General features: G+C 63.5%; 17 protein-coding genes. 10 read left to right on the forward strand and 7 right to left on the reverse strand.

Features of this window, described 5'->3' with window-relative positions:
* Positions 1–173 precede the first annotated feature (173 nt).
* Together BSP239C_RS07460 and BSP239C_RS07465 are read right to left on the reverse strand one after the other, a co-directional pair.
* A complete protein-coding gene (locus tag BSP239C_RS07460; RefSeq protein WP_101571460.1) occupies positions 174–947 on the reverse strand; it encodes an SDR family oxidoreductase in 774 nt (257 codons plus the stop codon).
* Positions 944–1,768 (reverse strand): thioesterase family protein, encoded by an 825-nt coding sequence (locus BSP239C_RS07465; RefSeq protein ID WP_101571462.1) that lies wholly within the window; start codon positions 1,766–1,768, stop codon positions 944–946. The genes BSP239C_RS07460 and BSP239C_RS07465 overlap by 4 nt, the downstream gene beginning before the upstream one ends.
* Before the next feature lie 135 nt (positions 1,769–1,903).
* On the opposite strand from BSP239C_RS07465, the gene BSP239C_RS07470 reads away from it, so the two are divergent.
* The 8 genes from BSP239C_RS07470 to BSP239C_RS07505 all read left to right on the forward strand — a co-directional run bounded on the left by BSP239C_RS07470 (position 1,904) and on the right by BSP239C_RS07505 (position 12,008).
* The gene (locus tag BSP239C_RS07470; protein ID WP_101571464.1) at positions 1,904–2,695 is read left to right on the forward strand and encodes an exodeoxyribonuclease III; all 792 of its coding nucleotides are present in this window, start codon (positions 1,904–1,906) and stop codon (positions 2,693–2,695) included.
* A gap of 364 nt (positions 2,696–3,059) precedes the next feature.
* On the forward strand, positions 3,060–5,477 hold the full coding sequence (locus BSP239C_RS07475) for a helix-turn-helix transcriptional regulator (RefSeq protein WP_219618857.1): 2,418 nt from the start codon (positions 3,060–3,062) through the stop codon (positions 5,475–5,477).
* A gap of 121 nt (positions 5,478–5,598) precedes the next feature.
* Positions 5,599–6,516: a GTP pyrophosphokinase family protein gene (locus tag BSP239C_RS07480; protein ID WP_101571468.1), complete on the forward strand. Its 918-nt coding sequence runs from the start codon at positions 5,599–5,601 to the stop codon at positions 6,514–6,516.
* A 57-nt stretch (positions 6,517–6,573) separates the two neighbouring features.
* On the forward strand, positions 6,574–7,452 hold the full coding sequence (locus BSP239C_RS07485) for a DUF5926 family protein (protein WP_101571470.1): 879 nt from the start codon (positions 6,574–6,576) through the stop codon (positions 7,450–7,452).
* Between the two features lie 75 nt (positions 7,453–7,527).
* Positions 7,528–8,346, forward strand: a complete 819-nt coding sequence (locus BSP239C_RS07490) for a glycosyltransferase family 2 protein (protein WP_101571472.1) — start codon at positions 7,528–7,530, stop codon at positions 8,344–8,346.
* Positions 8,343–9,281, forward strand: a complete 939-nt coding sequence (pheA, locus tag BSP239C_RS07495; RefSeq protein ID WP_101571474.1) for a prephenate dehydratase — start codon at positions 8,343–8,345, stop codon at positions 9,279–9,281. Before BSP239C_RS07490 ends, pheA begins: the two co-directional genes overlap by 4 nt.
* 211 nt (positions 9,282–9,492) lie before the next feature.
* Positions 9,493–11,193, forward strand: a complete 1,701-nt coding sequence (locus BSP239C_RS07500) for an FAD-binding dehydrogenase (RefSeq protein ID WP_101571709.1) — start codon at positions 9,493–9,495, stop codon at positions 11,191–11,193.
* A 2-nt stretch (positions 11,194–11,195) separates the two neighbouring features.
* Entirely contained in the window at positions 11,196–12,008 is an 813-nt protein-coding gene (locus BSP239C_RS07505) for an SDR family oxidoreductase (protein WP_101571476.1), read from the forward strand.
* 19 nt (positions 12,009–12,027) lie between these two features.
* Here the strand turns inward: BSP239C_RS07505 and BSP239C_RS07510 are convergent, their stop codons facing one another.
* Positions 12,028–12,960: an NAD(P)-dependent oxidoreductase gene (locus tag BSP239C_RS07510; protein WP_101571478.1), complete on the reverse strand. Its 933-nt coding sequence runs from the start codon at positions 12,958–12,960 to the stop codon at positions 12,028–12,030.
* 77 nt (positions 12,961–13,037) lie between these two features.
* A complete protein-coding gene (locus BSP239C_RS07515) occupies positions 13,038–13,817 on the reverse strand; it encodes an enoyl-CoA hydratase (RefSeq protein ID WP_101571480.1) in 780 nt (259 codons plus the stop codon).
* Between the two features lie 158 nt (positions 13,818–13,975).
* Between BSP239C_RS07515 and BSP239C_RS07520 the strand changes: the two genes are divergently transcribed.
* On the forward strand, positions 13,976–15,553 hold the full coding sequence (locus BSP239C_RS07520; protein WP_101571710.1) for a Na+/H+ antiporter: 1,578 nt from the start codon (positions 13,976–13,978) through the stop codon (positions 15,551–15,553).
* 167 nt (positions 15,554–15,720) lie between these two features.
* Positions 15,721–18,321, forward strand: coding sequence for an ATP-dependent chaperone ClpB (clpB, locus tag BSP239C_RS07525; protein ID WP_101571482.1), 2,601 nt, complete (start codon positions 15,721–15,723; stop codon positions 18,319–18,321).
* Between the two features lie 395 nt (positions 18,322–18,716).
* On the opposite strand, the gene BSP239C_RS07530 is transcribed toward clpB, so the two are convergent.
* The 3 genes from BSP239C_RS07530 to BSP239C_RS07540 all read right to left on the reverse strand — a co-directional run bounded on the left by BSP239C_RS07530 (position 18,717) and on the right by BSP239C_RS07540 (position 22,186).
* Positions 18,717–20,000 carry an HTTM domain-containing protein gene (locus tag BSP239C_RS07530; protein WP_257930118.1) on the reverse strand — a complete coding sequence of 428 codons (1,284 nt, stop codon included), beginning with the start codon at positions 19,998–20,000 and terminating at the stop codon, positions 18,717–18,719.
* Positions 19,990–20,781 (reverse strand): DUF5819 family protein, encoded by a 792-nt coding sequence (locus BSP239C_RS07535; RefSeq protein WP_101571484.1) that lies wholly within the window; start codon positions 20,779–20,781, stop codon positions 19,990–19,992. Before BSP239C_RS07535 ends, BSP239C_RS07530 begins: the two co-directional genes overlap by 11 nt.
* Positions 20,782–21,010: 229 nt before the next feature.
* The gene (locus BSP239C_RS07540) at positions 21,011–22,186 is read right to left on the reverse strand and encodes a CaiB/BaiF CoA-transferase family protein (RefSeq protein ID WP_101571486.1); all 1,176 of its coding nucleotides are present in this window, start codon (positions 22,184–22,186) and stop codon (positions 21,011–21,013) included.
* Positions 22,187–22,364 lie beyond the last annotated feature (178 nt).

Below are 22,364 nucleotides of genomic sequence, written 5' to 3' on the forward strand. Positions count from 1 at the left end.
CATTATTGGATCACACTTCGATCCTACTTGTAAAGATTGTTCTGCCCTGTCTGAATCGGGATGGGGAAGTTCAGCGACCCCTCAGACCCGATATAATCCCAGGTCAGAGGGCCAGCTCAAAATAATTCAAGACTCAACTTCATGCTGCGCGTCGCAAATCCACTGTTGCAAGCTCAGCAATCGTCTCGCCTGCTGAGAGAGAATCCGGCCGATCCCCAGCGCACCAGAGGGCGGGGAACGAAGCAGGCGATTCGTGCCGCCAATCCGTAGCTCACGCCGGGGATGGAGACCACCTTGCCTTGTCGCGCATCGCGCAGGGATGCGGTGACGACCTGCTGCACGCTCAGCCAGATCCAGCCGGGGCCCGGCCGTTCGACGCCGAGGCGTTCATGGAATTCGGTTCTGATGAATCCGGGCAGCACGGCAGTGACCGTGACCGGGGTGCCGCGCAGTTCGCCGGCGAGGGCTTCGGTGAAGACCAGGGTCGACATCTTCGACGCTGCGTACTGTCCCATCGTGGTCAGGGCCGCCATCGATGAAACGTTGATCAGACCGCCCCTGCCCCTGGTACGCATCTCCTTGACCGCTGCCAGGGAGAGTTCGCGCACCGCCCCGGTGAGCACCATGTCCTGGTCGTGCAGTTCCGACATCTCCGATTCGAGGAGACCCTGCTTGAGGCCATACCCGGCGTTGTTGATGAGGAGATCGACGGGCGAGGTCTCGATCACGGTGCGGACGGCGTCGATGCCGGTTCGAGTGGACAGATCGGCCACCACCACCTCGGCGACGGTGCCGTTCTCGGTTTCGATGCTCGTTGCCAGCTCTCGCAGGCGGCGCTCATCCCGGGCGACGAGAACGAGGTCATACTTCTCGGCGGCGAGACTGAGTGCGTAACCGCGCCCCAGCCCGGAGCTGGCACCGGTGATCAGTGCGCGCGGTCGCGTCACTTCGCGCCTTGGCCCACGCGCACAGTCAGCGACTGCGCCGCGGTTCCGATCGGCCCGTTCATGTCGCTGAGCACACTCGTGGTCGCGCCACTCCCGGTGGGCCCGAACGCAACCTTCGTGTCGAAGCCGACCCAGCCGGACTCGGGGACCCGGGTGAGGTGGATGGTCAGGTCGACGTTGGGGAAGAACGTCGTCTTCGGATCCTCTCTCACGGCCAGACCATTGGCTGTGTCGATGAGTTTCACGAACGCAGCGGTTGCGGGGTCGTCCTCACCATCGACGAGGGGATACGGGGTTCGGAGCCAGGTCCGGGCGAAACCGGGACGGGCATCCGGGAATTGGCCGCCGTCAAGGGAGGCGATGAATCCTCCGCCCCACCGTCCGGTGAATGGGGTCTCGGGAGCATCTTCGGGCTCCGGCAGCGTCGGCCATTCGTCGCCGAGGACACTCATCGTGTCACTGGGGAGCAGGCGCCAGACCCGGGCGTGGACGCTCGTGCGCTCCCCGTGACGCATGCTCGCTTCGATGAGTTCGATGGTCCGGCCAGGTCGGATGACATTGACGTCGATGGTGAATTCTCCCGAATGGATGACGCCGAGGATGTCGAAGCTGACTCGCGAGACCATCTTGTCCGAGGGCAGCCGGCGTTCGATCTCTGCCAACACCAGCCCGGCGGCCGGGGCCAGGTGCTGCTCACCCGGCTGCCACGCGCCCTGACTGTGCAGCGTCGAGACGAAGGTCTCCGGCGCCGTGCGCACATAGTAGGAGTCGGGGCAGGCGGCACCATCGTGACCGAGGTGTTCATTGAGTGCTTCAGGCATGACCCCAGATTATCGGTACCTCACCGGCGCCGAGGTGATGGGGCCGGTGAGTGCGTCATCTGCCGGCTCCGGCCTGCTGAGTTTGGTTTGTGCTCTGAGCTTGGGCCTGCGGCCGGGACAGCTTAGGGTGGGAGCGTGAGAATCGCGAGCTGGAATGTGAACTCGATCCGCGCCCGACATGACAGAATCGGTGCTTGGCTGGATCGCTCAGACGTCGACGTCCTGGCCATCCAGGAACTCAAGTGCAAGGATGAGCAGTTCCCCGGGGACCTGTTCACATCCCGGGGCTATGAGGTCAGCTTCCACGGCCTCAATCAGTGGAATGGTGTGGCGATCGCCTCTCGAGTGGGCATTGAGGATCCCGAGATCGGGTTCGCCGGCATCCCTTCGTTCGGTGAAGAGCCCGTGGTCGAGGCCCGTGCCCTGTCGGCCACCTGCGGCGGAGTCAGAGTGTATTCGCTCTATGTGCCCAATGGTCGCGAAGTCGACCATCCGCACTACGCCTATAAGCTCGAATGGTATCGGGCACTGAGTGCCGATATCGCTGCACAGCTCGGCGATGATCCCGATAAGAAACTCGTCCTCTGCGGGGACTTCAATGTCGCACCTCTGGATGAAGATGTCTGGGACATGGAGGAATTCGAGGGAGCCACCCACGTCTCGGAACCTGAACGTCAGGCTTTCAACACTCTCCTGGACGCAGGACTCACGGAGGTCACCAGGCAGTTCACTCCCGGCCCTGGGGTCTACACCTTCTGGGACTACCAGCGGCTGGCCTTCCCCAAGAAGAAGGGCATGCGCATCGACTTCGAACTCGCCTCACCGTCCCTGGCAGCGCAGGCCACGGGCGCAGAGATCGACCGTGAGGAGCGCAAGGGCAAGGGTGCGTCCGATCACGCTCCCGTCATCGTCGACTACGAGGTGTGAGCCGCGGCTTCAGCACCGCGTTAGCGGCCCCAGACAGACCGGGCGCCCTCCCCGGTCGAGCCTCGACCCCACAGCTGTCTCCGCGATCCCCTCTCTCCGCCGCAGAGCAGCATTGACGAAACACCACTTCACCAGTGATCCTAAGAACAACGTGTCGCCGCTCATTTCCCATTAGCGAGCAAAGACATCGCTGAACACAGACTTAGTGAAAATCACAGCGACGCTACATTGAGTAACCAGAATTCGAGCATAGAGATCGGATACATTACTTAGTGGTAGATAATCCCTGAATCCCCACTGCCAGAGGTCCCCAACCATGTATAACTCCGCCGACCAGGGCGTTCCCCCTCCCCCGACACCCCCCTTGCCCACTGATGGAATCTTTCCCGGCGAACGCGAAACGACCGCTCATTCATTCGCGACCCGCCTGACCGAATTCGCACCCGATCTGCCTGAGCACGTATGGAAGGCCCTGTTTCTGCAGACGTCTGGCCACCTCCTCGCGGGCCAAGCCGTTCTGCAGGGCGCCGATGCAATGGGGCATGGCCTCTCGAGCGTCGATGCCGACCATTATTCGGATCTCCTCGCCGCCGACGTGCTGGCTCAGATCAGACATCAGGCACCGGACAGTCCCGAGCTGCGGCTGGCCCATCTGCTCTCCTTCATGCGCGACATCAACGCAGACACCCTCGCTATCGCCGCCGGTGCCATGCCATGCCTGGGGTCGTTCCCCGTCCCGGCTGCGCCAGAAGGTTCTGATCCGTTCGACATCGCGGACCTCTCTGCGCATCTGGCCGAAGAGGGTCTGCTGCTCCCCACTCTGGACCGCACCGGCCAGCACACGATCCCGGCGGTTATGAGGACGATCTTGAGGCGGCTCTACGATGACAGAGATCGACACAGCGAATCACGGTCGCGGCGCTCACTGGGGGTGAGCGCAGCCGAATGGCTGAATGCTCCGGCCGCCTATCACTCCGAGGGCTTCGCCGAGGCACTCCGACGGGTCGCGGATGCCGGGGACTGGAACGCGTTGTCCGATCTCTGGGCGAACCGGGGTCATGCGCTCATGGTCGACCATTTCGACGCGACGATCGAGGCATTCTCGAAGGTCCCTGAGGCCCAGGCGCAGAACTCGGCAGTGTTGGCCGAAGCCATGGGCGACTGTCTGCAGGTCGAGGAAGTCAGACGGCACCTCGGAGTCAGCGATGCTCTGACCGTCCTCAACGAGGTCAACTTCGAGCATGCTGCTGTCCCGGCCCTTGACTCGCAGATGGAGAGAATCAAGGACGGCGACTTCACCGTCGATGACATCATGACCATGGCCATCGCGTCGATGCGGCGCCAGAGGCTGCTCGGTCGGTCCGTCCAGGGCCTTCAGCTGGCCCGATTCGCCCAGGAACTCATCAGCGATGATCGACGTTTCCAGTCGGCTCCCAGTCGGCTCTGCGAAGCACGATTCCACCTCGAATATGGGATCACCGCCATGTTCGTCGGCGACCTCACCGACAGTGTCCAACAGCTGCGTCGGTCGATCATCATCACAGAGCTCGCAACCGCATCCTCGCCTTATCTGCTGCTTCCGGCGCACGCCTACAGTGCCCTGGCGCACGCGATGCTCGGCAATGGGCCATCGAGTGACGTTCACCTGCACCAATTCGACGAACTCAAGGACCGAACTCGGTTCAGCAGCCCTCACGCGCTCGCCGCCTACACTCTGGCGCGCATGATCCGCGCCATGGACTCTCTGGACCTCGACGCGGCACGTCGATACTCCGAGCGGCTGGCCGACCCCTCGCTGGGTCATCACTCGTGGATCGGCGTCATTCAGTACAGATCGCTGCTGGGCATTCTGGGCAGTGAGGTGAGCATCGAGGGCAAACGTCTGCAGCAGGTCATCGACACCAACCGCTCATCCCTGCCGCCCGACGGAATCCTCCGCCACACGCTGCAGCACATCCTCGTCTGCATCCATCTCGCGCAGGGCCAGACTCACCTCGCCCAGAACGTCCTCCTCGACGCCGAGTCCGAAGCGCCCTACATCATCTTGGCCAGAGCCCAGCTCCATCTGACCATCGGGGAACACAGCACCGCGGCGCACCTGGCGAACCGGGTCCTGTCTCAGAAGCCGGTCGACCTGCATGCGAAGGCTTCTGCCCAGGCGGTCCAGGCCGCCAGTCTGTTGGGCAAGGGAGAACTTGTCGAGTCGGATTCCGCGTTCGTCGACGCGCTCGAGTACTGCAGGATCACCGCCAGCCTCATCCCGGTGGCACTGATTCCGAAGTCGTTGCGCGATCAGCTGCTCCAGCGCAGCTCTCAGGCTGCCGAGTGGGACCTGCTCGCACCAGTCTTCGCGCCGGGTCGCCGCGCCACCGAGGTGCCCGACTCCGCTGACTCACTCGGCTCCGCTGGCCAGCCCCATTCCGACAGCGCCGGCTTCGGCGATGGGTCCATCGGCTGGCCCAGTCAGGGGTCGAATCCCGACGAGAGGCCCAACCCCGGCGAAGGGTCCACTCCCGGCGAGGAGCTTCGCCAACGACTGCTGAACCTCGGGGAGACACTGCACATCCGCGCTGGTCATGCCCTGCTCAACCCATCGCAGAGGCAGCTTCTGGCCCTGCTGGACACCCAGTCATCTGTGTCCGCTATCGCGACTGAGCTGAGCCTCGTCGAAGGAACGGTGAAGAACAAGCTGTCGAATCTCTACGCGCGCCTCGGCGTCCGCAATCGCCGGGATGCGCTGGCTCGCGGCTACGAATACGGGTACCTCCCCGCCGAGAGCTGACCACTGAGCAGGGTTCCGGAGAACAGCGCTGCGCATTAGCGAAGAAAGCTTCGCAAGGAAAGCATGGACATCCACCTCGTCTTCTGGTGAAGTTGAATCAGGAGCTAGGAAGGTGACGAGGATGTCAGCAACAGTCCGCGAACTGGTCGACGAAGCCTACGAGAGGCGTGAGTCGACGTGGAGGGCCGCCCTGGAGACGGTCAATGATTGGGTCGAGGCCGCGTGCTCGGGCTCCGCGCTGTTGTCGGGAGACAGAGTCACCGTCGGCCACGGTCGGATCAAAGATCGGCTCCGGGCCGGAGAGAAGCTGCGCCGGAAGCTTGCCGATGCCAATGACGAGATCCACGAAGCCGTCGAGGTCGAGAACCAGGTCATCGATGTCGTCGGTGCCCGCGCCGTGTGCCGCACCGAGCGCGAGCAGAGCGCGCTCTGGGATCTCCTCACTGACAGCAATGACGAATCGAATCTCTCCGTCGCCGAGGTGCGCGAATACTCCGCCCAGCCCAAACCGTCCGGTTACCGCGGGCGCCATCTCATCGTCGAGGTCCCCTTCGATGCCGAGCCGTCTGTGCTCGTGGAACTGCAGCTGCGCACCGTCATGCAGGATGCGTGGTGCGTGCTCGCCGAGGAACATCTGTTCAAACCCGGTCAGGCGTTGAAGTCTGATGCCCAGCAGGAGCGGCTCTCCGTCGTCCTCTCCGGCCTCCTGGCCCAGGCCGATGTGGTTGCCGGCTATATCGCCGACGACGTCGGAGCCTATTTGGGGATGGGGAACTCCTCACCACCGCGGACTATACAGAATCTCGATGCCGCAGCCGACGTCCCGTCGATCGAGGTCACCATCCGTGAGCTCAATCATTCCTATGTCCTCGCCGCCGATGAGGTTGGTCGGCACGGGATCATCCGCCTGGAGAACTTGGGACTCACACCGGAGAACCCCGAGAAGTCAGCGTTTCCGCACCCAGGAGACAAACTGCAGGTGACGATGGATGAGTCGAACACCACCCGCTACTTCATCCCGGTCGCGGGGCAACGCTGATTCACCTCGGCGAACGGGATGCGTCCTGAGTCGCCAGACCGACTAGACTTGTCTCCCATGGGTAAGAAGTCGAAGCGTTCCAAGGAAGATCTCATTGCCAAGCGTTTGGCACGTGCACAGGCCACGGCCTTCGTTGCACGTCCGTTCGAGGGCCTGCCATTCGAGGCGGACCTCATCTGCCTGCGGGAGCTGGTGCCGGCGGCGACCGCCTCGGCGAAGCTGAAAGAGGAATTCGGTGGTCAGGAGATCACCATCACCTCGCTGCTGCCCGCCGCGTGGCAAGCCTGGCACCGTGAAGACGGTGCGCTCTTGGCCGGCATGCAGGTGCCGGTGTCCTCCACCGATGCCTCCCGCGACGTCGCCCACGGCATCCTCGCCGCCGCCGAGGCGACGCCTAGGACCACGATCGAAGCGACCACCGAGCCAGGTCAGGGTCCGCGTCTCCAAGACATCCTCGACACCGACCACCCGTTCGACATCCGCGTACTCGAAACCTTCGAATACTGGAAGCTGCCAGAGGCCGAAACGGATTCCGATGTCGCCGCAGCTCTCGAACAGGCCAACGACTCCATCTCACCGACGGAGAAGATCGCCTCGGTGAAGTCCGCATACTGGACCGAGATGTCAGGCCGCACCTACGTCCGCTGGGCTCGTGCCGAGGGCGAGGATTCGATCGTCGACGCTCTCGCGAGCCTGCAGGTCGAGGGCCTCAACGACCTCGGCGGCCCAGGAACCTTCCTGGGATACTTCCGGGCCCACGGAATCATCGTGCCCGTCTGGGAACTCGAATTCGGCACACAGGTCGACGACATCGAAGAGCCCATCGCCGAGTTCGGCAAGCGCCTCGATGCGACCCTGAACTCAGGTGAGTCTCTGACCACTGAGGCACGCCGTGCGCGTTCAGGCATCGTCGCTCGTCAGCTGACCATCCACTGAGTTCTGTCGTCACGTCCGCCGGTGAGCCCCTGCGCGAGCTCGCCGGCGGCGACGGCGGACAGGAGAAGAGTTTCCATGCCCGAAGAGTCGAACACCCCGTCCTCGGAGACGGCCCCACGAGCGATCGCCGCCATCATCCCCGCGATGAACGAGGCCGACCGGATCGCAGCGACCGTGAGAAGCACCAAGCAGATTCCCGGTGTCGACATCATCATGGTCGTCGATGACGGGTCTTCCGATGACACCGGAGTTCTGGCTCGCCGGGCCGGCGCCGAGGTGGTCACCCACCGTAAGAACAAGGGCAAGGCCGCGGCCATGATGACCGGCGCGTTTGCGATCCGCAATCGTGAGATCTCCGATTCGGATCCCGACCAGCATCCGGACCACCGCGCCCTCCTCTTCATCGACGGCGACCTCGAAGATTCGGCAATCAGCACGGCCCCGCTCGCCGCACCTGTCCTTGCCGGTGACGCCGATATGACGATCGCGATCCTGCCCGCGCAGAAACGCAAGGGCGGCGGATTCGGCTTCGTCGTCGGACTCGCGAAGAAGGGCATCGCCGAACTCAGCGGGTTCGAAGCGACCCAGCCTCTGTCGGGAATGCGCTGCCTGAGCCGTGAGGCCTTCGACGCGGCACTGCCCTTCGCCGCCGGATGGGGAGTCGAAGCAGCCATGACGATCGACGTCGTCAACGCCGGACTGCGTGTCGAAGAGGTCGAATGCGACCTCCACCACCGCGTCACCGGCAAGGATCTCAAGGCGCAGATGCACCGTGCCGCCCAGTACCGCGACGTCGCACGTGCCATCGTCACTCGCCGCCTGCAGGCCAAGAAACCGCGTGGAACGACGCTGAGTGGCCCTAGTTCGCACAGCTCGAAGGGAGCCTCGAAGTGAGCGCCGATCGCTACGCCTATCTGGGTCCCGAAGCCACATTCACCGAGGCCGCACTGCTGCAGTACCTCGACGCCCAGGACCTGCGCTCGAGCGCGTCGACCCAGCCCATGCGCAATGCCGTCGCCGCCCTGGAGTCCGTCCTCGACGGCGACTGCCTGGCCGCGGTCGTGCCGATCGAGAACTCCATCGAAGGCGGGGTGCCCGCCACGATCGATGCCCTGACCGATCATGGCAAGCTGCAGATCATCGCCGAGGTGGTGGTGCCCGTGCGCTTCGTCCTGGCGGTGAAGCCGGGAACCGACCCCAGCACAGTGACCTCATTCGGGTCCCACCCGCACGGCGAGGCGCAGGTCCGCTCCTTCATGGCTGCGAACTTCCCCGATGCCGTCTACCTCCCGACCTCGTCAACGGCCGCGGCTGCACGAGATCTGGCCAATGACGCCGCCGACCATGTGGCGGCAGTGTGCCCAGCTCTGGCCGCCGAACGCTATGGCCTCGAGGTCCTTGCCAATGACATCGGAGAACGTCAGGACGCTGAGACCCGCTTCGTCGTCGTCACTCGTCCCGGTGCTGTTCCCGCGCCGACAGGATCCGATAAGACCACCATCGTGGCCTCACTGCGATCAGATCGCGCCGGTGCCCTGCTGGAGATGCTCGAGCAGTTCTCCAGTCGGGGTGTGAACATGTCGCGCATCGAATCTCGGCCCACCGGTGACGGGCTCGGGCTCTACCAGTTCTCGATCGATCTGCTGGGCCATGTGCACGAGTCCAGAATGGCCGATGCGCTGCAGGGAGTCCACCGCGTGACGCGGAGTCTGAGCTTCCTCGGCAGCTACCCCAGTGCCTCCATGACCACGGTGCCGTTGGACCCCACGACGACGGACGATTCCTTCGCCGCTGCTGCTGCCTGGCTGGATTCGACGCTCAACGGCTGAAACTCTCCTGCAGACTTTGGAGGCAGCAGTCCCGGGGGCAGTAGTCTGAGTAGGCACGGGTCGCACGACCCCCAGGATTCGCAGCACCGGGCCCCACCCACACATCGACGAAGGAGTCGCCTTGGGAACCACCTCTCCGACCACTGCCCGCGACGAGGCGCTCAACTCTGACACGGGTCATGGCCCTGACCCGGTCGAAGCCTATGACGCCATCGTCGTCGGGGCAGGTCTGGCCGGACTCGTCGCCGCCCATGAGCTCAGCCTCGCCGGCAAAAGGGTACTCATCCTCGACCAGGAGAATCGGGCGAACCTGGGTGGTCAGGCGTTCTGGTCTCTCGGCGGGCTCTTCCTCGTCGACTCCCCCGAGCAGCGCCGGCTCGGTGTCCGCGATTCGCTCGAACTGGCGCGCCAAGATTGGGCCACCTCGGCGAGATTCGACCGGGATGAGGATCGCTGGCCCCGGCAGTGGGCCGAGGCCTATCTGCAGTTCGCCGCCGGGGAGAAGCGCCGCTACCTCCATGACCTAGGGCTGCGCCTGACACCCGTCGTCGGCTGGGCAGAACGCGGCGGGTCGGGCGCTTCCGAACACGGGAATTCCGTGCCGAGGTTCCACCTCACCTGGGGCACCGGCCCCGAGGTGGTCCGGATCTTCCGCGAGCCAGTGGAGCGGGCGGAATCCGCGGGTCTCGTGACGATGGGATTCCGGCATCGTGTCGATGAGCTCCTCGTCGAGGACAGCGGCATTGGTGCTAGCCCCTCGGTCGTCGGGGTTCGCGGGCGGACGCTCGCCCCCAGCCACACCGGCAGGGGTCTCGCATCGAACCGTGACGAGGTCGGAGACTTCGAACTCCGCGCCCCCGCAGTCATCGTCACCAGCGGCGGCATCGGACACAATTTCGAACTCATGCGCCAGTACTGGCCGGTCGAACGCCTCGGCGAATTCCCGCAGACGATGCTCGCCGGAGTGCCCGCTCATGTCGACGGTCGGATGCTCTCCATCGCTGAGGATGCGGGTGCGAGCCTGATCAATCGGGATCGGATCTGGGCGTATACAGAGGGCATCGAGAACTGGAATCCCGTGTGGCCGAACCACGGCATCCGCATCATCCCGGGACCCTCATCACTGTGGTTCGATGCTGAAGGCAATCGGTTCCCGGCCCCGAACTATCCCGGATTCGACACGAACCGGACCATGAAGACCATTCTCTCGACCGGGCATGACTATTCGTGGTTCGTGCTCAACGAGTCGATCATCCGCAAGGAGTTCGCGCTCTCAGGCTCGGAGCAGAATCCCGACATCACGAAGAAGGACTGGCGTGTGACCCTCGACCGCGCCCGATCCTCCGATGCTCCCGGCCCGGTCGAAGCGTTCAAGAGGTTCGGTCCCGACTTCGTCGTCGCCGACACCACCGAAGAACTGGTCGTCGGAATGAATGAGCGGGCCAGGGGGCCCGTCATCGATCATGACCACCTAGTCCACCAGATCGTCGAACGCGATCGGCAGATGGATCATAAATTCTCCAAGGATGCGCAGGTCCAGGCCATCCACAATGCCAGGAACTACCTCGGCGACAAGATCGTGCGGGTTCAGAAACCGCACAAGATCCTCGACCCTGGTCACGGACCACTCATCGCGGTGCGACTGAGTCTGCTTTCACGCAAGACTCTGGGCGGCTTGGAGACGAACCTCGACGCTCAGGTGATCGGGGGAAACGGCACACCGATTCCCGGACTCTACGCCGCCGGTGAGGTCACGGGCTTCGGCGGCGGAGGAATGCACGGCTACAACGCGCTGGAGGGAACCTTCCTGGGCGGGTGCATCTTCTCCGGGATGCGAGCCGGACGAGCTGTGGCGGGACGTTCGGAAGCCGGCGGGTACGAGGCAACTGACGTGGAACGAACGGAGCGCTGAAAATGGCGAACACGAACCTCACGGTGCTCGTCACCGGCGGCACTTCAGGGATCGGCGCTGCACTGGTGAAGATGTTGGCAGACAGAGGGTGCACGGTTCTGACCACGAGTCGCGACCCGGAGCGGATCCCGCAGTCCGAGCGGACTCCCGGTGTGCGCTATCTTCGGCTCGACTTGGCCGATCCCGACAGCGTCGAAGCATTGGGCGCTGAAGTCGCGAACGTCGACGTCCTCGTCAACAACGCCGGTGAGAGCCAATCCGGCCCCCTCGAGGAGCTGCCGTCCGAGGCCATCAATCGGCTCTTTCAAATCAATGTCTTCGGACCGGTCCGCCTGAGCCAACTCGTCCTGCCTGGCATGCGCACGCGGCGTCGCGGTCGGATCATCATGGTCGGTTCCATGCTCGCCAGCTTCCCCCTGGCACATCGCAGCTCCTACGTCGCATCCAAGGCAGCCCTGCGCGGATTCACCACGGCCGCGCGCCAGGAACTCTCGTCATTCGGAGTGTGGCTCAGCGTCGTCGAACCCGGATCCATCGCCACCGGGATCGGCAACCGACGGACGAAGTACCTCTCCCCCGATTCCGTCTACACCGACGATGTGACCACGATGCTGAAACACCTCGACGAGAACGAACGGCAGGGAATCTCACCCGAGGCCGTCGCCACGACCATCGTCACGGTCATCGAAGCGGCCAGGCCTCGCGAGTTCTATGCTGTGGGCAGCCGGTCACCACTGCCGTTCCTGCTCAAACGCGCACTCCCACGCGGATTGATGTCACGGATCGTCGCCGGCCAGCACGGACTCAAGCGGTGAACTCTGCGTAGCTGTGCGGTTATTGGAATCGTGAGGGCAGGAGGAACTGTGTCGTGGAGATTCCGAGCACTCGCTGCTGACGAGTCAGGTTGTACGTGCGATCGTGCTGGAGGTACTCGACGAGGAAGAGCTCCGCGCGGTTGCCCCGTTTGAAGAACGTCTTGATCTTCAGTCCCAGCTTCGCGGTGAACAGCGCTTTGTCCTTCGCGATCGCCTCGATGACGACGGGCTCGTACTCCATGCGCGCGAAGTGAGTGGAGACGGCGTCCTTGAGCTTGTACGGGGTCGGGTCGCCGATGTTGAACGGGCCCGAGGCCGACGGCACGTCGACGCAGGCGATCGCCGCGCGCACCAGGTTGTCGATGTGGGTCAGGGTGATCTTCTGCCTGCCGCCGCCGGGAAGTCGCAGGACTCCCTTCTTCGCCACTCGGCTCAGATACGGCATGAGCATCGTCTCGCCGTGGCCATAGACCGCGGCGGGGCGAAGGATGGCAGCGTCGGGACGGATCCGTGTCACGAGCTGCTCTGCCAGGGCATGCGTCTTGGAATAGGCGTCGTGGAAGTCGTTGGGGTCCTTGGGGCCGGCTTCTTCCCACAGATCCGTATGAGGCGTGTTCGTGGAGTAGACGGTCGTCGAGGAGATGTGCACGATGCGCGCCTTCGCGAATGCGTCGAGCACGTTCCTGGTCCCGGTGACCTTGACCTTGTACAGCTCATCGTCGTCGGCACTGACTTCGGCGATGCCCGCGCAGTGGAAGACCGCTGTGGTCTTCGCCGCCAGTGATTTCACCGCCTCGGACGCAGGTTCGGTGAGGTCCCAGGCCTGGAAGTTCACACCCGGGATCTCCGGGTCGCGTCGCCCCAGCGCATAGACCGTCTCATCCCTGGTCGCCAGGGCACGGGCGATGGCGCCACCGATGAAGCCGCTGGCTCCGGTCACGATTACCGCCACGTCTGATCCTCCATCATCGTCTGACCCGTCTCATCCGGTGGTTCCGAAGAAGTCCACAGTCATAGGAAATCACACTGTCAGTTTCGATGCTGCCACTGAGGCTCTCTTCTGCTGAGAAAAGCGTCGATCCCCTCCTGTGCATCGGCTGCGACGGCGTTGCGCGCCATCACCTCTGACATGTGCGCATAGGCGTCAGCCACAGGCAGATCACGCTGTTCATAGAACGCTGCTTTGCCTACTGCCACTGTAGCCGACGAGGCGGACGCGACTTTCCGTGCCAGTTCTACGGTCGCTGCCTCCAACTCGTCATCGGCGACCACATCGGAGACCAGACCGTGGGTCAGGGCATCGGCGGCGTTGAGGAAGTCTCCGGTCAGCAGCATCCGCATCGCCGTCTTCGCCGGCACCGCACGAGTCAGAGCCACCATGGGCGTGGAGCAGAACAGACCGATCTTCACACCCGGTGTCGCGAACCGAGCCGACTGCGCCGCCACCGCCAGGTCGCAGCTGGCGACAAGCTGGCACCCTGCCGCCGTCGCCACGCCTTGGACTTGGGCAATGACCGGCTGCGGGATCGACTGAATGAGCTGCATCAGCTGTGAACAGACGGCGAAGGTCTCCTGCTGCACTTCCAGCTTCGCCCCGCTGATCTCCTTGAGATCATGGCCGGAGCTGAAGACGTGTCCTGCGGTGGCCAGGATGACTGCACGGATATCGGTGCGCCGCCTCACCTCGGCGAGGGTGTCGATGAGCTCATTCATCACCGAACGCGACAGCGCGTTCCGAGTCTCCGGTTCGTTGATCACAATCGTCGCGACCGCGTCGTCGGAGAGTGAGAATACAATTGAGTCAGACATAACAGCATTCTGCCAAAATATCGTTGGTCCGGCGCGGAAACCTGAGAGGGATTTCTTTCGAAGTCCTTGCAAGGCGCCCCTCGAGCAGACGATGTTCTCTGACATCGATGCCAATGCTGCGGTGCGCGGCACATGCCACCCAGACCGAGGAGACGGCCATGACGACCCTGCTGATGATCATCGGATTCGGCGCCGCGACCAGCGTGGTCGTTGGCCTGGGACAGAAGCTGCGTCTCCCCTGGCCTGCACTTATGGTCGTCATCGGCATCGCCGGCGCCTTCATCCCCACATTCGCCGACATCACCATCGAACCCGAACTCATCTTGCCCCTGTTCCTGCCGCCCCTCCTGTTCGCGGCCGCACAGAAGACCTCCTGGGCTCTCTTCGCCATCCGCTGGCGCACGATCCTGGGCATGGCCGTCGCGCTCGTCGGGGTCACGGTGGCGGCCGTGGCCGGGACCGCTGTCCTCCTGATCCCCGGAATCACCATCGCCGCCGCGGTGGCACTGGGAGCCATGCTCGCTCCACCCGACCCTGTCGCCGTCGATGCGGTCGCTGGAACCGTGTCGATACCTCGGCGGATCATGTCTACGCTGCAGAGCGAGGGACTGTTCAACGATGCGGCCTCCCTGGTGATCTTCCAGACCGCGATGGCCGCGGCCATGTCCGGCACCGAGGTGAACTTCGGACATCTGGTTCTGTCCTTCCTGCTTTCCGCTGTCGTCGCCATCACCGTCGGCCTCGTCGTCGTGTTCATCGTGTGGTGGGTGATGGAGAAGATCGACCACACGATCGCCCGGTCCTCGCTGATGCTGATGCTGCCCTTCGGGGTCTACCTCATCGCCGAACACCTCCACGCCAGCGGCGTCATCGCCGTCGTCGTGGCTGCGCTCGAGGTGCGCCGGCGCGATGTCGAAGGCAACTCTGCCGAACGCGTCACCCAGGCATCGACGTGGCAGGTCCTCGAGATGCTCATCACCGGCATCGCCTTCGGCCTCATAGGCCTCGACCTGCGCATGGTCGTCGAATCCGAACATGCCGACCTAGGCCGGGCCGTTCTCGTCGGTCTGGGCATCGCGGTCATCGTCATCGCAGTGCGATTCGGCTGGCTGCTCATCGGGACCGTCTTGGAGAACAAGAGCAGAGAAGACGATCCGGATGCGGCGCCGTTGAACATCAGGGATGCCACGTTGATGACCTGGGGTGGGATGCGCGGATTGGCCACGATCGCACTGGCCCTGTCGATTCCGGCGACCACCGCGGCCGGCGAACCGTTCCCCGGCCGTTCCTACATCCTCGTCGCGGCAGCCTTGATCCTGCTGGTCACCTTGGTGCTGGCGGGGCTCACCTTCCCCACTATCGTCAACGTCCTCGGCATCGACGATGAGGCGGAGAAGGAACGCCAAGCCACGAAGGACATCGCGGCGCGGGCGTACAAGGCGGCCCTCCACCAGATCAAGAACGACGACTCCCTGCCCGATGAGGTTGCCGAACCGTTGCGAGCCAGGTTCAAGGTCCTGTATGCCCAGCTGCTGGGAACCTCAGATGATCAGGCGAGTTCTGAACAGGCGACGACGTTGCGGGAGCACCGGGAGGTCATGGCGAAGGTGCAGACCAAGGCACTGCAGTCCGCCCGCACGGAAGTGCTCAAGGCCCGACGCGAACGCGGTACCGATCCGGAGATCGCCGACAGGGTGCTGCGTCGGTTCGATCTCCAGTCCGTTTTGCTGCGGTGACACGGGCGCTACGGGTCAGCATCGCGATGTGCGTGCCGTGAGACGCGTGCTGAGGTGACGTCGATTCTCTGAATATTCTAAAGTTGAGTGGAATAGACTCAACTTTGTTGGTGTTGGACTCTTCGAGAGCAATTACTGTTCACGGAACACTTGTGAAGGAGATGCGCATGGACGCACAGATGACAACCAAATCACGCGAGACACTGCAGTCAGCGATCAACGACGTCGTGGCCAGGCGGAACAATCAGGTCGAACCTGCCCACTTGGTCGCAGCACTGCTGGATCAGCCGGACTCGCTGGCCTCGAACCTGGTGACGAAGGTCGGTGCCGATCCGCGGACCGTCCTGACCGCGGTCCGCAAGACTATCGACGACCTTCCCACAGTCAGCGGGCAGACCGTCGCCCAGCCGGGACTCTCCCGCTCCGGCCTCGAGATGATGAACCTCGCGCAGGAGGAGATGACGAGCCTCGGCGATCATTTCGTCTCGACAGAGCACCTGCTGCTCGCGGCTGCCGCAGGCAAGGACGGCGTAGGTGAGGCGCTGCGTCACAGCGGTGCCGATCGTGAAGCCCTGCTGGCGGCACTGCCCGAACTGCGCGGCGGCAAGAAGGTCACCTCGGAGAATCCCGAGGACACGATGCAGTCCCTGGAGAAGTTCGGCGTCGACCTCACCGCCACGGCCCGGGAGGCCAAACTCGACCCGGTCATCGGACGCGACAAGGAGATCCGACGGGTCATCCAGGTCCTGTCGCGCCGGACGAAGAACAACCCGGTCCTCATCGGCGAACCCGGCGTCGGCAAAACGTCCGTTGTCGAAGGACTGGCCCAGCGGATCGTGGCCGGCGACGTGCCCGAGTCACTGCGCAACAAGACCGTGATCAGCCTGGACCTGTCAGCCATGGTCGCCGGTGCGAAGTACCGCGGCGAATTCGAAGAGCGGTTCAAGGCCGTCCTCGAGGAGGTCAAGAACGCCGATGGCCAGATCATCACGTTCATCGATGAGCTCCACACAGTCGTCGGTGCCGGCGCCACCGGAGACTCCGCCATGGATGCGGGCAATATGCTCAAGCCGATGCTCGCCCGCGGTGAACTCCGCCTCGTCGGTGCCACCACCCTCGATGAGTACCGCGAGAACATCGAGAAGGACCCGGCCCTGGAACGCAGATTCCAGCAGGTCTACGTGGGCGAACCCAGTGTCGAGGACACGGTCGCGATCCTGCGCGGACTCAAGGAACGCTACGAGGCCCACCACAAGGTCTCGATCAACGACGGCGCCCTGATCGCAGCCGCCGCGATGTCCAATCGCTACATCACAGGCCGCCAGCTGCCGGACAAGGCCATCGACCTCGTCGACGAAGCCGCGTCCCGCCTGCGCATGGAGATCGACTCGGCACCGGTCGAGATCGATGAGCTCCGTCGCGCCGTGGACCGGTTGAAGATGGAGGACATGGCCCTGTCGAAGGAAACGGACACGGCGTCGATCGAGCGCCTCAGCGCCCTGCGTGCAGATCTGGCCGATCGGGAAGAGGAGCTGCACGGGCTCGAGGCCACCTGGGAATCCCAGCGTGCCGGCCTCAACCGGGTCGGTGAGCTCAAGACGAAGCTCGACGAGCTGCGTTCGCAGGCGGACAAGGCTCAGCGCGACACCGACTTGGAGACCGCCTCACGTCTTCTCTACGGCGAGATCCCTGCCGTGCAGAAGGAAATCGACCTCGCCGAAGCCGAGGAGGCCAATGCGGAGACCGAGACCGATCCGATGGTCAGCGACCGGGTCTCGAGCAACGACATCGCCGAGGTCGTCTCCTCCTGGACGGGCATCCCGGCGGGACGCCTGATGCAGGGTGAGATCGAGAAGCTGCTGGGCGCCGAGGATGTGCTGGGCAAACGTCTGATCGGCCAGAAGAGTGCTGTGGGCGCGGTCTCCGATGCGATCCGTCGCTCGCGTGCCGGCATCGCCGACCCGGACCGTCCAACAGGGTCGTTCCTGTTCCTGGGCCCCACCGGCGTGGGCAAAACGGAGCTCGCGAAGTCCCTCGCGGACTTCCTCTTCGACGATGAGAAGGCCCTGATCCGCATCGATATGAGCGAGTACGGCGAGAAGCACACAGTCTCGCGACTCGTCGGTGCCCCTCCAGGCTATGTCGGCTACGACGAGGGTGGCCAGCTCACCGAGGCTGTGCGCCGTCGCCCGTACTCCGTCGTCCTCCTCGACGAGGTGGAGAAGGCACACCCGAGTGTCTTCGACATCCTGCTCCAGGTCCTCGACGATGGTCGACTCACCGATGGTCAGGGGCGCACGGTCGACTTCCGGAACACGATCCTCATCCTGACCTCGAACCTGGGGTCACAGTTCCTCGTCGACAAGTCACTGAGCACCCAGGAGCAGAAGGACGCGGTGCTGGGAATCGTGCATTCGACGTTCAAGCCCGAGTTCCTCAACCGCCTCGATGACATCGTGCTCTTCGACGCACTGAGCACCGAGGAGCTGTCCTCGATCGTCGACCTGCAGATCCAACGGCTGGCGTCTCGCCTGACCGAACGGCGCATCACGCTGGAGGTCACCGATTCCGCCGAGGACTGGCTCGCTCTCGAGGGCTACGATCCCGCCTTCGGTGCCAGGCCGCTGCGCAGGCTGGTCCAGCGCGAGATCGGGGACAAATTGGCCCGCGCACTGCTTTCCGGAGATGTGCAGGACGGCGATGACATCGTCATCGGCCTGCCCGAGGACCCGGAGACCACCGGTCTGGAGCTGCGCCCGAAGCGGTGATACTCCGCGGGGTGCTGTGAGGCGCCCGTAGCGTTGGTGCCCTCTGACGGCGTTCAAACTACAGAAACGCCTCAGTTCGCGGAACAGTACACGGGTTGCAACCTGTGTACTGTTCCGCAGACTGAAGCAGACGGGATGCACTCCGCGAGCAGTTAGGGCGCCGTCGATGCGCTGGGGCGCGTGGGGTGCAGCGCCTGGACGCGGCGTTGTGACGGCGCGGATCGGTCGTGTGCGCAGCCGAAGCGGGGTGTGCAGGCACCTCGCAACTGTCGAAGTCAGGCTGAGTTGGTTGCAAACCAGCTCAGCCTGACTTCGACAGTTGATATTCCGACTTCGCTCACGAACAGTGGGCGCTCACGAACAGTGGGTGCTACGACCGAACAGCGCGTACTCGGTCAGCTCGAGGACTTCACCTTCGCGCGTTCCATGCCCTCGGTCGTCGACGTCCACCAGCGGCTCACGAGTCTGTGGACCTTTTCGAAGCTGCGATCACGGATGAAGATGGCGTCGACGGCGATCATCGTCAGCGAGAACCAGGGCAGCCCCATCAACAGGGCGATTCCCAGGTGGAAGGAGAGGATACCCACCAGCCCCACGATTCGCGTGTACCTGTTGAACAGCATGAATGGGAACGCGCACTGGAACAGAACCGAGCCCCAGGAGATGGCCACAACCATCGGCCCCCAGGCGGTCATGAGATCCGAGAGCACAGGCCAGGTTCCGAACTGCTGGGTGTGCAACGGGTTGTACACCGCGAATCCGTGCTGCCAAGCAGCGCCGCCGGCCTTGTACAGACCACCCGACATGTAGATCGCGCAGACCTGGAAGGCCAGCACGACGATCGCCAAGTTGTTGGCCATGATGAGGACCCAGCGGAAGCTGCCGCCATCGGTCTCGGGGAACTTCAGGTTCTGCTTCTTCTTGCGCCTGGCATCCAGTGACCACCGGCGGGTGGTGTCGGCGAAGAGCATGGCGATCATGAACATGCGATACGCATTGTCGCCCTGATCGCCGGCCCCGTCGTTGAGCTCGATGTAGCTGACCCACAGAACAAGATAGAACGGCAGAACGATGCGAGTCCGCCAGCCGAGAATGATGACGACGGCGAGTATGGCCAGACCGAGGATCATGGCGGTGAACAGCGGCGGATTCGTCACTGCACGGTGGAAGAGTGAGAACAGCCAGATGTTCGGGAAGTCGCTCTTGGGTTCAGCGATCTCGCCGTTCCAGGCGCTGCCCACGCCGAAGGCATAGTGCCGGGCGTTGAAGTTCGTCAGCAGAAGCCCGAGTCCGGTGAAGCCGATGAGGATACGGGTCACCGCGAGGCCGTAGGTCGCGTGAAAGCGACCGGTGAGCATCTCCTCTAGCCAATCCCAGCCCTGAGAGATCTTGCCCAGTACGCGGGAAGTGACTGGAATACGTTCGTTCGAGTCCGCCCACGAATGGGAATCCACTCCCGAAGAGGAAGTCGCACCCGAATGGGAATCTGTCGACGAATGGGAATCTGTCGCCGAATGGGAATCGGCCGCCGAATCAGAGGTCGCCAAATCAGAGGTCGACGAATCAGAGGTCGCCCCCGACTCAGAGCTCAGCTTCTTCTTGGACACGGCCTTCTCCGAGGTTGTTTCGTCCACGTCGATCTCTTCACCTTTGACCCGAGTGTTCCTGTCACTGCTCACCTGCGCACCTCACTTTGTCGGAGGCACAGAAGTACTTCGCGAACTCCTCATCGGACTGGTGTGGTTCGGTCACCAGTGCTCGCCACCCGACCGGCACCGGCTGGATCTTCGGCCGTTTCGCGTCGCCGTTGTTGCGCTGCGCAAACGGCACAACATTCTGTCGGGCCGCTTGGTACTGGACGCGCTGGACGTCCTCACCCCAGATCGCCTTGGCCACCTGCGTCGCATAGGCCGTAGCCAGGTGCTCGCTCTTCAGGTATCCGGTGACGGCGTTATCGGGATCGTCGTACTCTCCCAACTTCGACGTCAGGCGGTCAACGGAGTCAGAGCCCTTGAAGTAATCGAGCTTGACGATCGCCTTCTGGTCGTTGGGAAGGTCCTCCCACGACCCCTTGATGTCAGAGGCGACCCCGACACCCAGCCCGGCCGAGCGGGGTGGGAACAGCTTGTAGGTCGAATGGTCGAGTTCGACGTCGGTGGCGCGCACCCAATCCGTGACCTCTTCACCACCGTCAGGAGTCTTCACGACCGCGCGAACATCGAAGTAGTAGTCACCGTTGATCGGCTCGGGAGCGAAGACGCTCCACGACTGGCCCCACAGTGGGATCATGTACTCGGAGAGAAGGTTCCCCGGAATCACCTCCCGCGCCGTCGACGACGGAGCGATCCAAAGGAAGCTTGCGAGCAGGTGAAACGCGGTCAGCAGCATGGCCACAACCATCAGCACGCGTTTGACGACCGGCCGCTTGACGGCCTTCGTCTCAGTCTTGTCTGTGTCCATCTCAGTCCTGGAATCTGGTGCGCCACTACGCGAAATCCGCCGTGACCAGAATTGGACTGCTCAGGATCTCCCCAGTGACTAGGGTGCATTCATACAGACTCTAGGGTACGTCAGTGAATCCGGAAGTTCAGCCCGGACACCACTGGACATAGCTCGGAACACGACTCAGAACATGACCGAAGGCATGACTGCCGACATGACTGAGCCTATGACGGTGAAATGACTGCTCTCAGCGTCGGATGCGCAGCCAGTCCTTGACCGCTTCGGTGCTCTCCCCCAACTGCGGTGGTGCCAGATCGTAGCTGGGAGGCGTCTCGGACATGCGGATCGGGTTGGCCACCGTCGGGATCACACGATCCCCGGCCCCCGCCTCGGCGACGGGCTCGAGTCCCATCGAGGCGGCCAGGTCGACGCCCTGGGCGATTGTGTTGATCGGGGCGCACGGCAGGCCGGCTGCGGACAGGATGTCGAACCATTCCTGGTTCGTCTTCTGGCTCAATGCCTCGATGAGTTCGGGCTCGAGTTCGGCGCGGTTCTCGTTGCGGTCTGAGAAGTTCGCGAAGCGTTCATCCTCGGCCCATTCGGGATGGCCCAGCTCACCGGCCAGCGACCGGAACTGGTTGTCGTTGCCGACGGCGATGATGATCTGGCCCTCGGCCGTGGGCATCGGCTGGTAGGGGTAGAGGCTCGGATGGGCGTTGCCCATGGCCTGCGGAACGACGCCGCCGGCCACATACGCCGAGGTCTGGTTCGCCAGCCCCGACAGCGCCGAGGACAAGAGGTTCGTCTCCACCAGCTGGCCCTCGCCGGTGTCCTTGCGGTGGGCCAGCGCCGCGAGGATTCCGACCGTCGTGTGCAGACCGGTGAACACGTCGACGACGGCCACACCGGCCTTCACCGGGCCCGATTCCTGCGATCCGGTGACGCTCATGAAACCGGACAGTCCCTGGATGAGCAGATCGTAGCCGGGTTGCGGGTTGTCGCGCCCGAATCCGGTCACCGAGGCATAGATGATGCTCGGGTTCTCGCTCTTGACGGTGTCATAGTCGAGCCCGTACTTCGCCAGTCCCCCGGCCTTGAAGTTCTCCACCAGGATGTCGGCTCGCCGCGCCAGCTCCTGTGCCAGGCCCAGCTCCTCCTCGTCCTTGAAATCGAGGACCACGGACTGCTTGTTCCGATTCGCCGTGAGGAAATACGTCGCATCATCGCCTCGCCGAGGTGGCGCCCAGTGCCGTGTATCGTCACCGGCCCTGCCCTCGACCTTGATGACCGTGGCACCGAGGTCGGCAAGCATCATCGTCGCGTAGGGCCCTGCCAGCACCCGTGAGAAGTCGGCGACGACCACTCCCGCCAGCGGACCGGTCCCAGTCCGACCGAACAATTCCTGCAGATCCTGCTGTTCCACGTGTTGCCTCCCATGGCGCGTCAAAGCCCTCATTTCCAGGCGCTCTGTCCTCCACGCCAGACTATACGGGCTCATCTTTCACCGCCCGGGGTGGTGCGGAATCCGTTGACCTCCAAGCGCAGAACCTCGCTACACTCGGGACAAACCAGTCAGACTCGAAGGGATGAACGATGACGTT

The sequence above is a fragment of the Brevibacterium sp. 239c genome, assembly GCF_900169365.1.
Taxonomy (GTDB): Bacteria; Actinomycetota; Actinomycetes; order Actinomycetales; family Brevibacteriaceae; genus Brevibacterium.

Bases quoted from the DNA above. Each gene is read 5' to 3' on its own strand.
- BSP239C_RS07465 (WP_101571462.1), bottom strand. From the start codon at position 1,768: ATGCCTGAAGCACTCAATGAACACCTCGGTCACGATGGTGCCGCCTGC.
- BSP239C_RS07480 (WP_101571468.1), top strand. From the start codon at position 5,599: ATGTCAGCAACAGTCCGCGAACTGGTCGACGAAGCCTACGAGAGGCGT.
- BSP239C_RS07485 (WP_101571470.1), top strand. From the start codon at position 6,574: ATGGGTAAGAAGTCGAAGCGTTCCAAGGAAGATCTCATTGCCAAGCGT.
- BSP239C_RS07490 (WP_101571472.1), top strand. From the start codon at position 7,528: ATGCCCGAAGAGTCGAACACCCCGTCCTCGGAGACGGCCCCACGAGCG.
- BSP239C_RS07505 (WP_101571476.1), top strand. From the start codon at position 11,196: ATGGCGAACACGAACCTCACGGTGCTCGTCACCGGCGGCACTTCAGGG.
- BSP239C_RS07515 (WP_101571480.1), bottom strand. From the start codon at position 13,817: ATGTCTGACTCAATTGTATTCTCACTCTCCGACGACGCGGTCGCGACG.
- BSP239C_RS07520 (WP_101571710.1), top strand. From the start codon at position 13,976: ATGACGACCCTGCTGATGATCATCGGATTCGGCGCCGCGACCAGCGTG.
- clpB (WP_101571482.1), top strand. From the start codon at position 15,721: ATGGACGCACAGATGACAACCAAATCACGCGAGACACTGCAGTCAGCG.
- BSP239C_RS07535 (WP_101571484.1), bottom strand. From the start codon at position 20,781: ATGGACACAGACAAGACTGAGACGAAGGCCGTCAAGCGGCCGGTCGTC.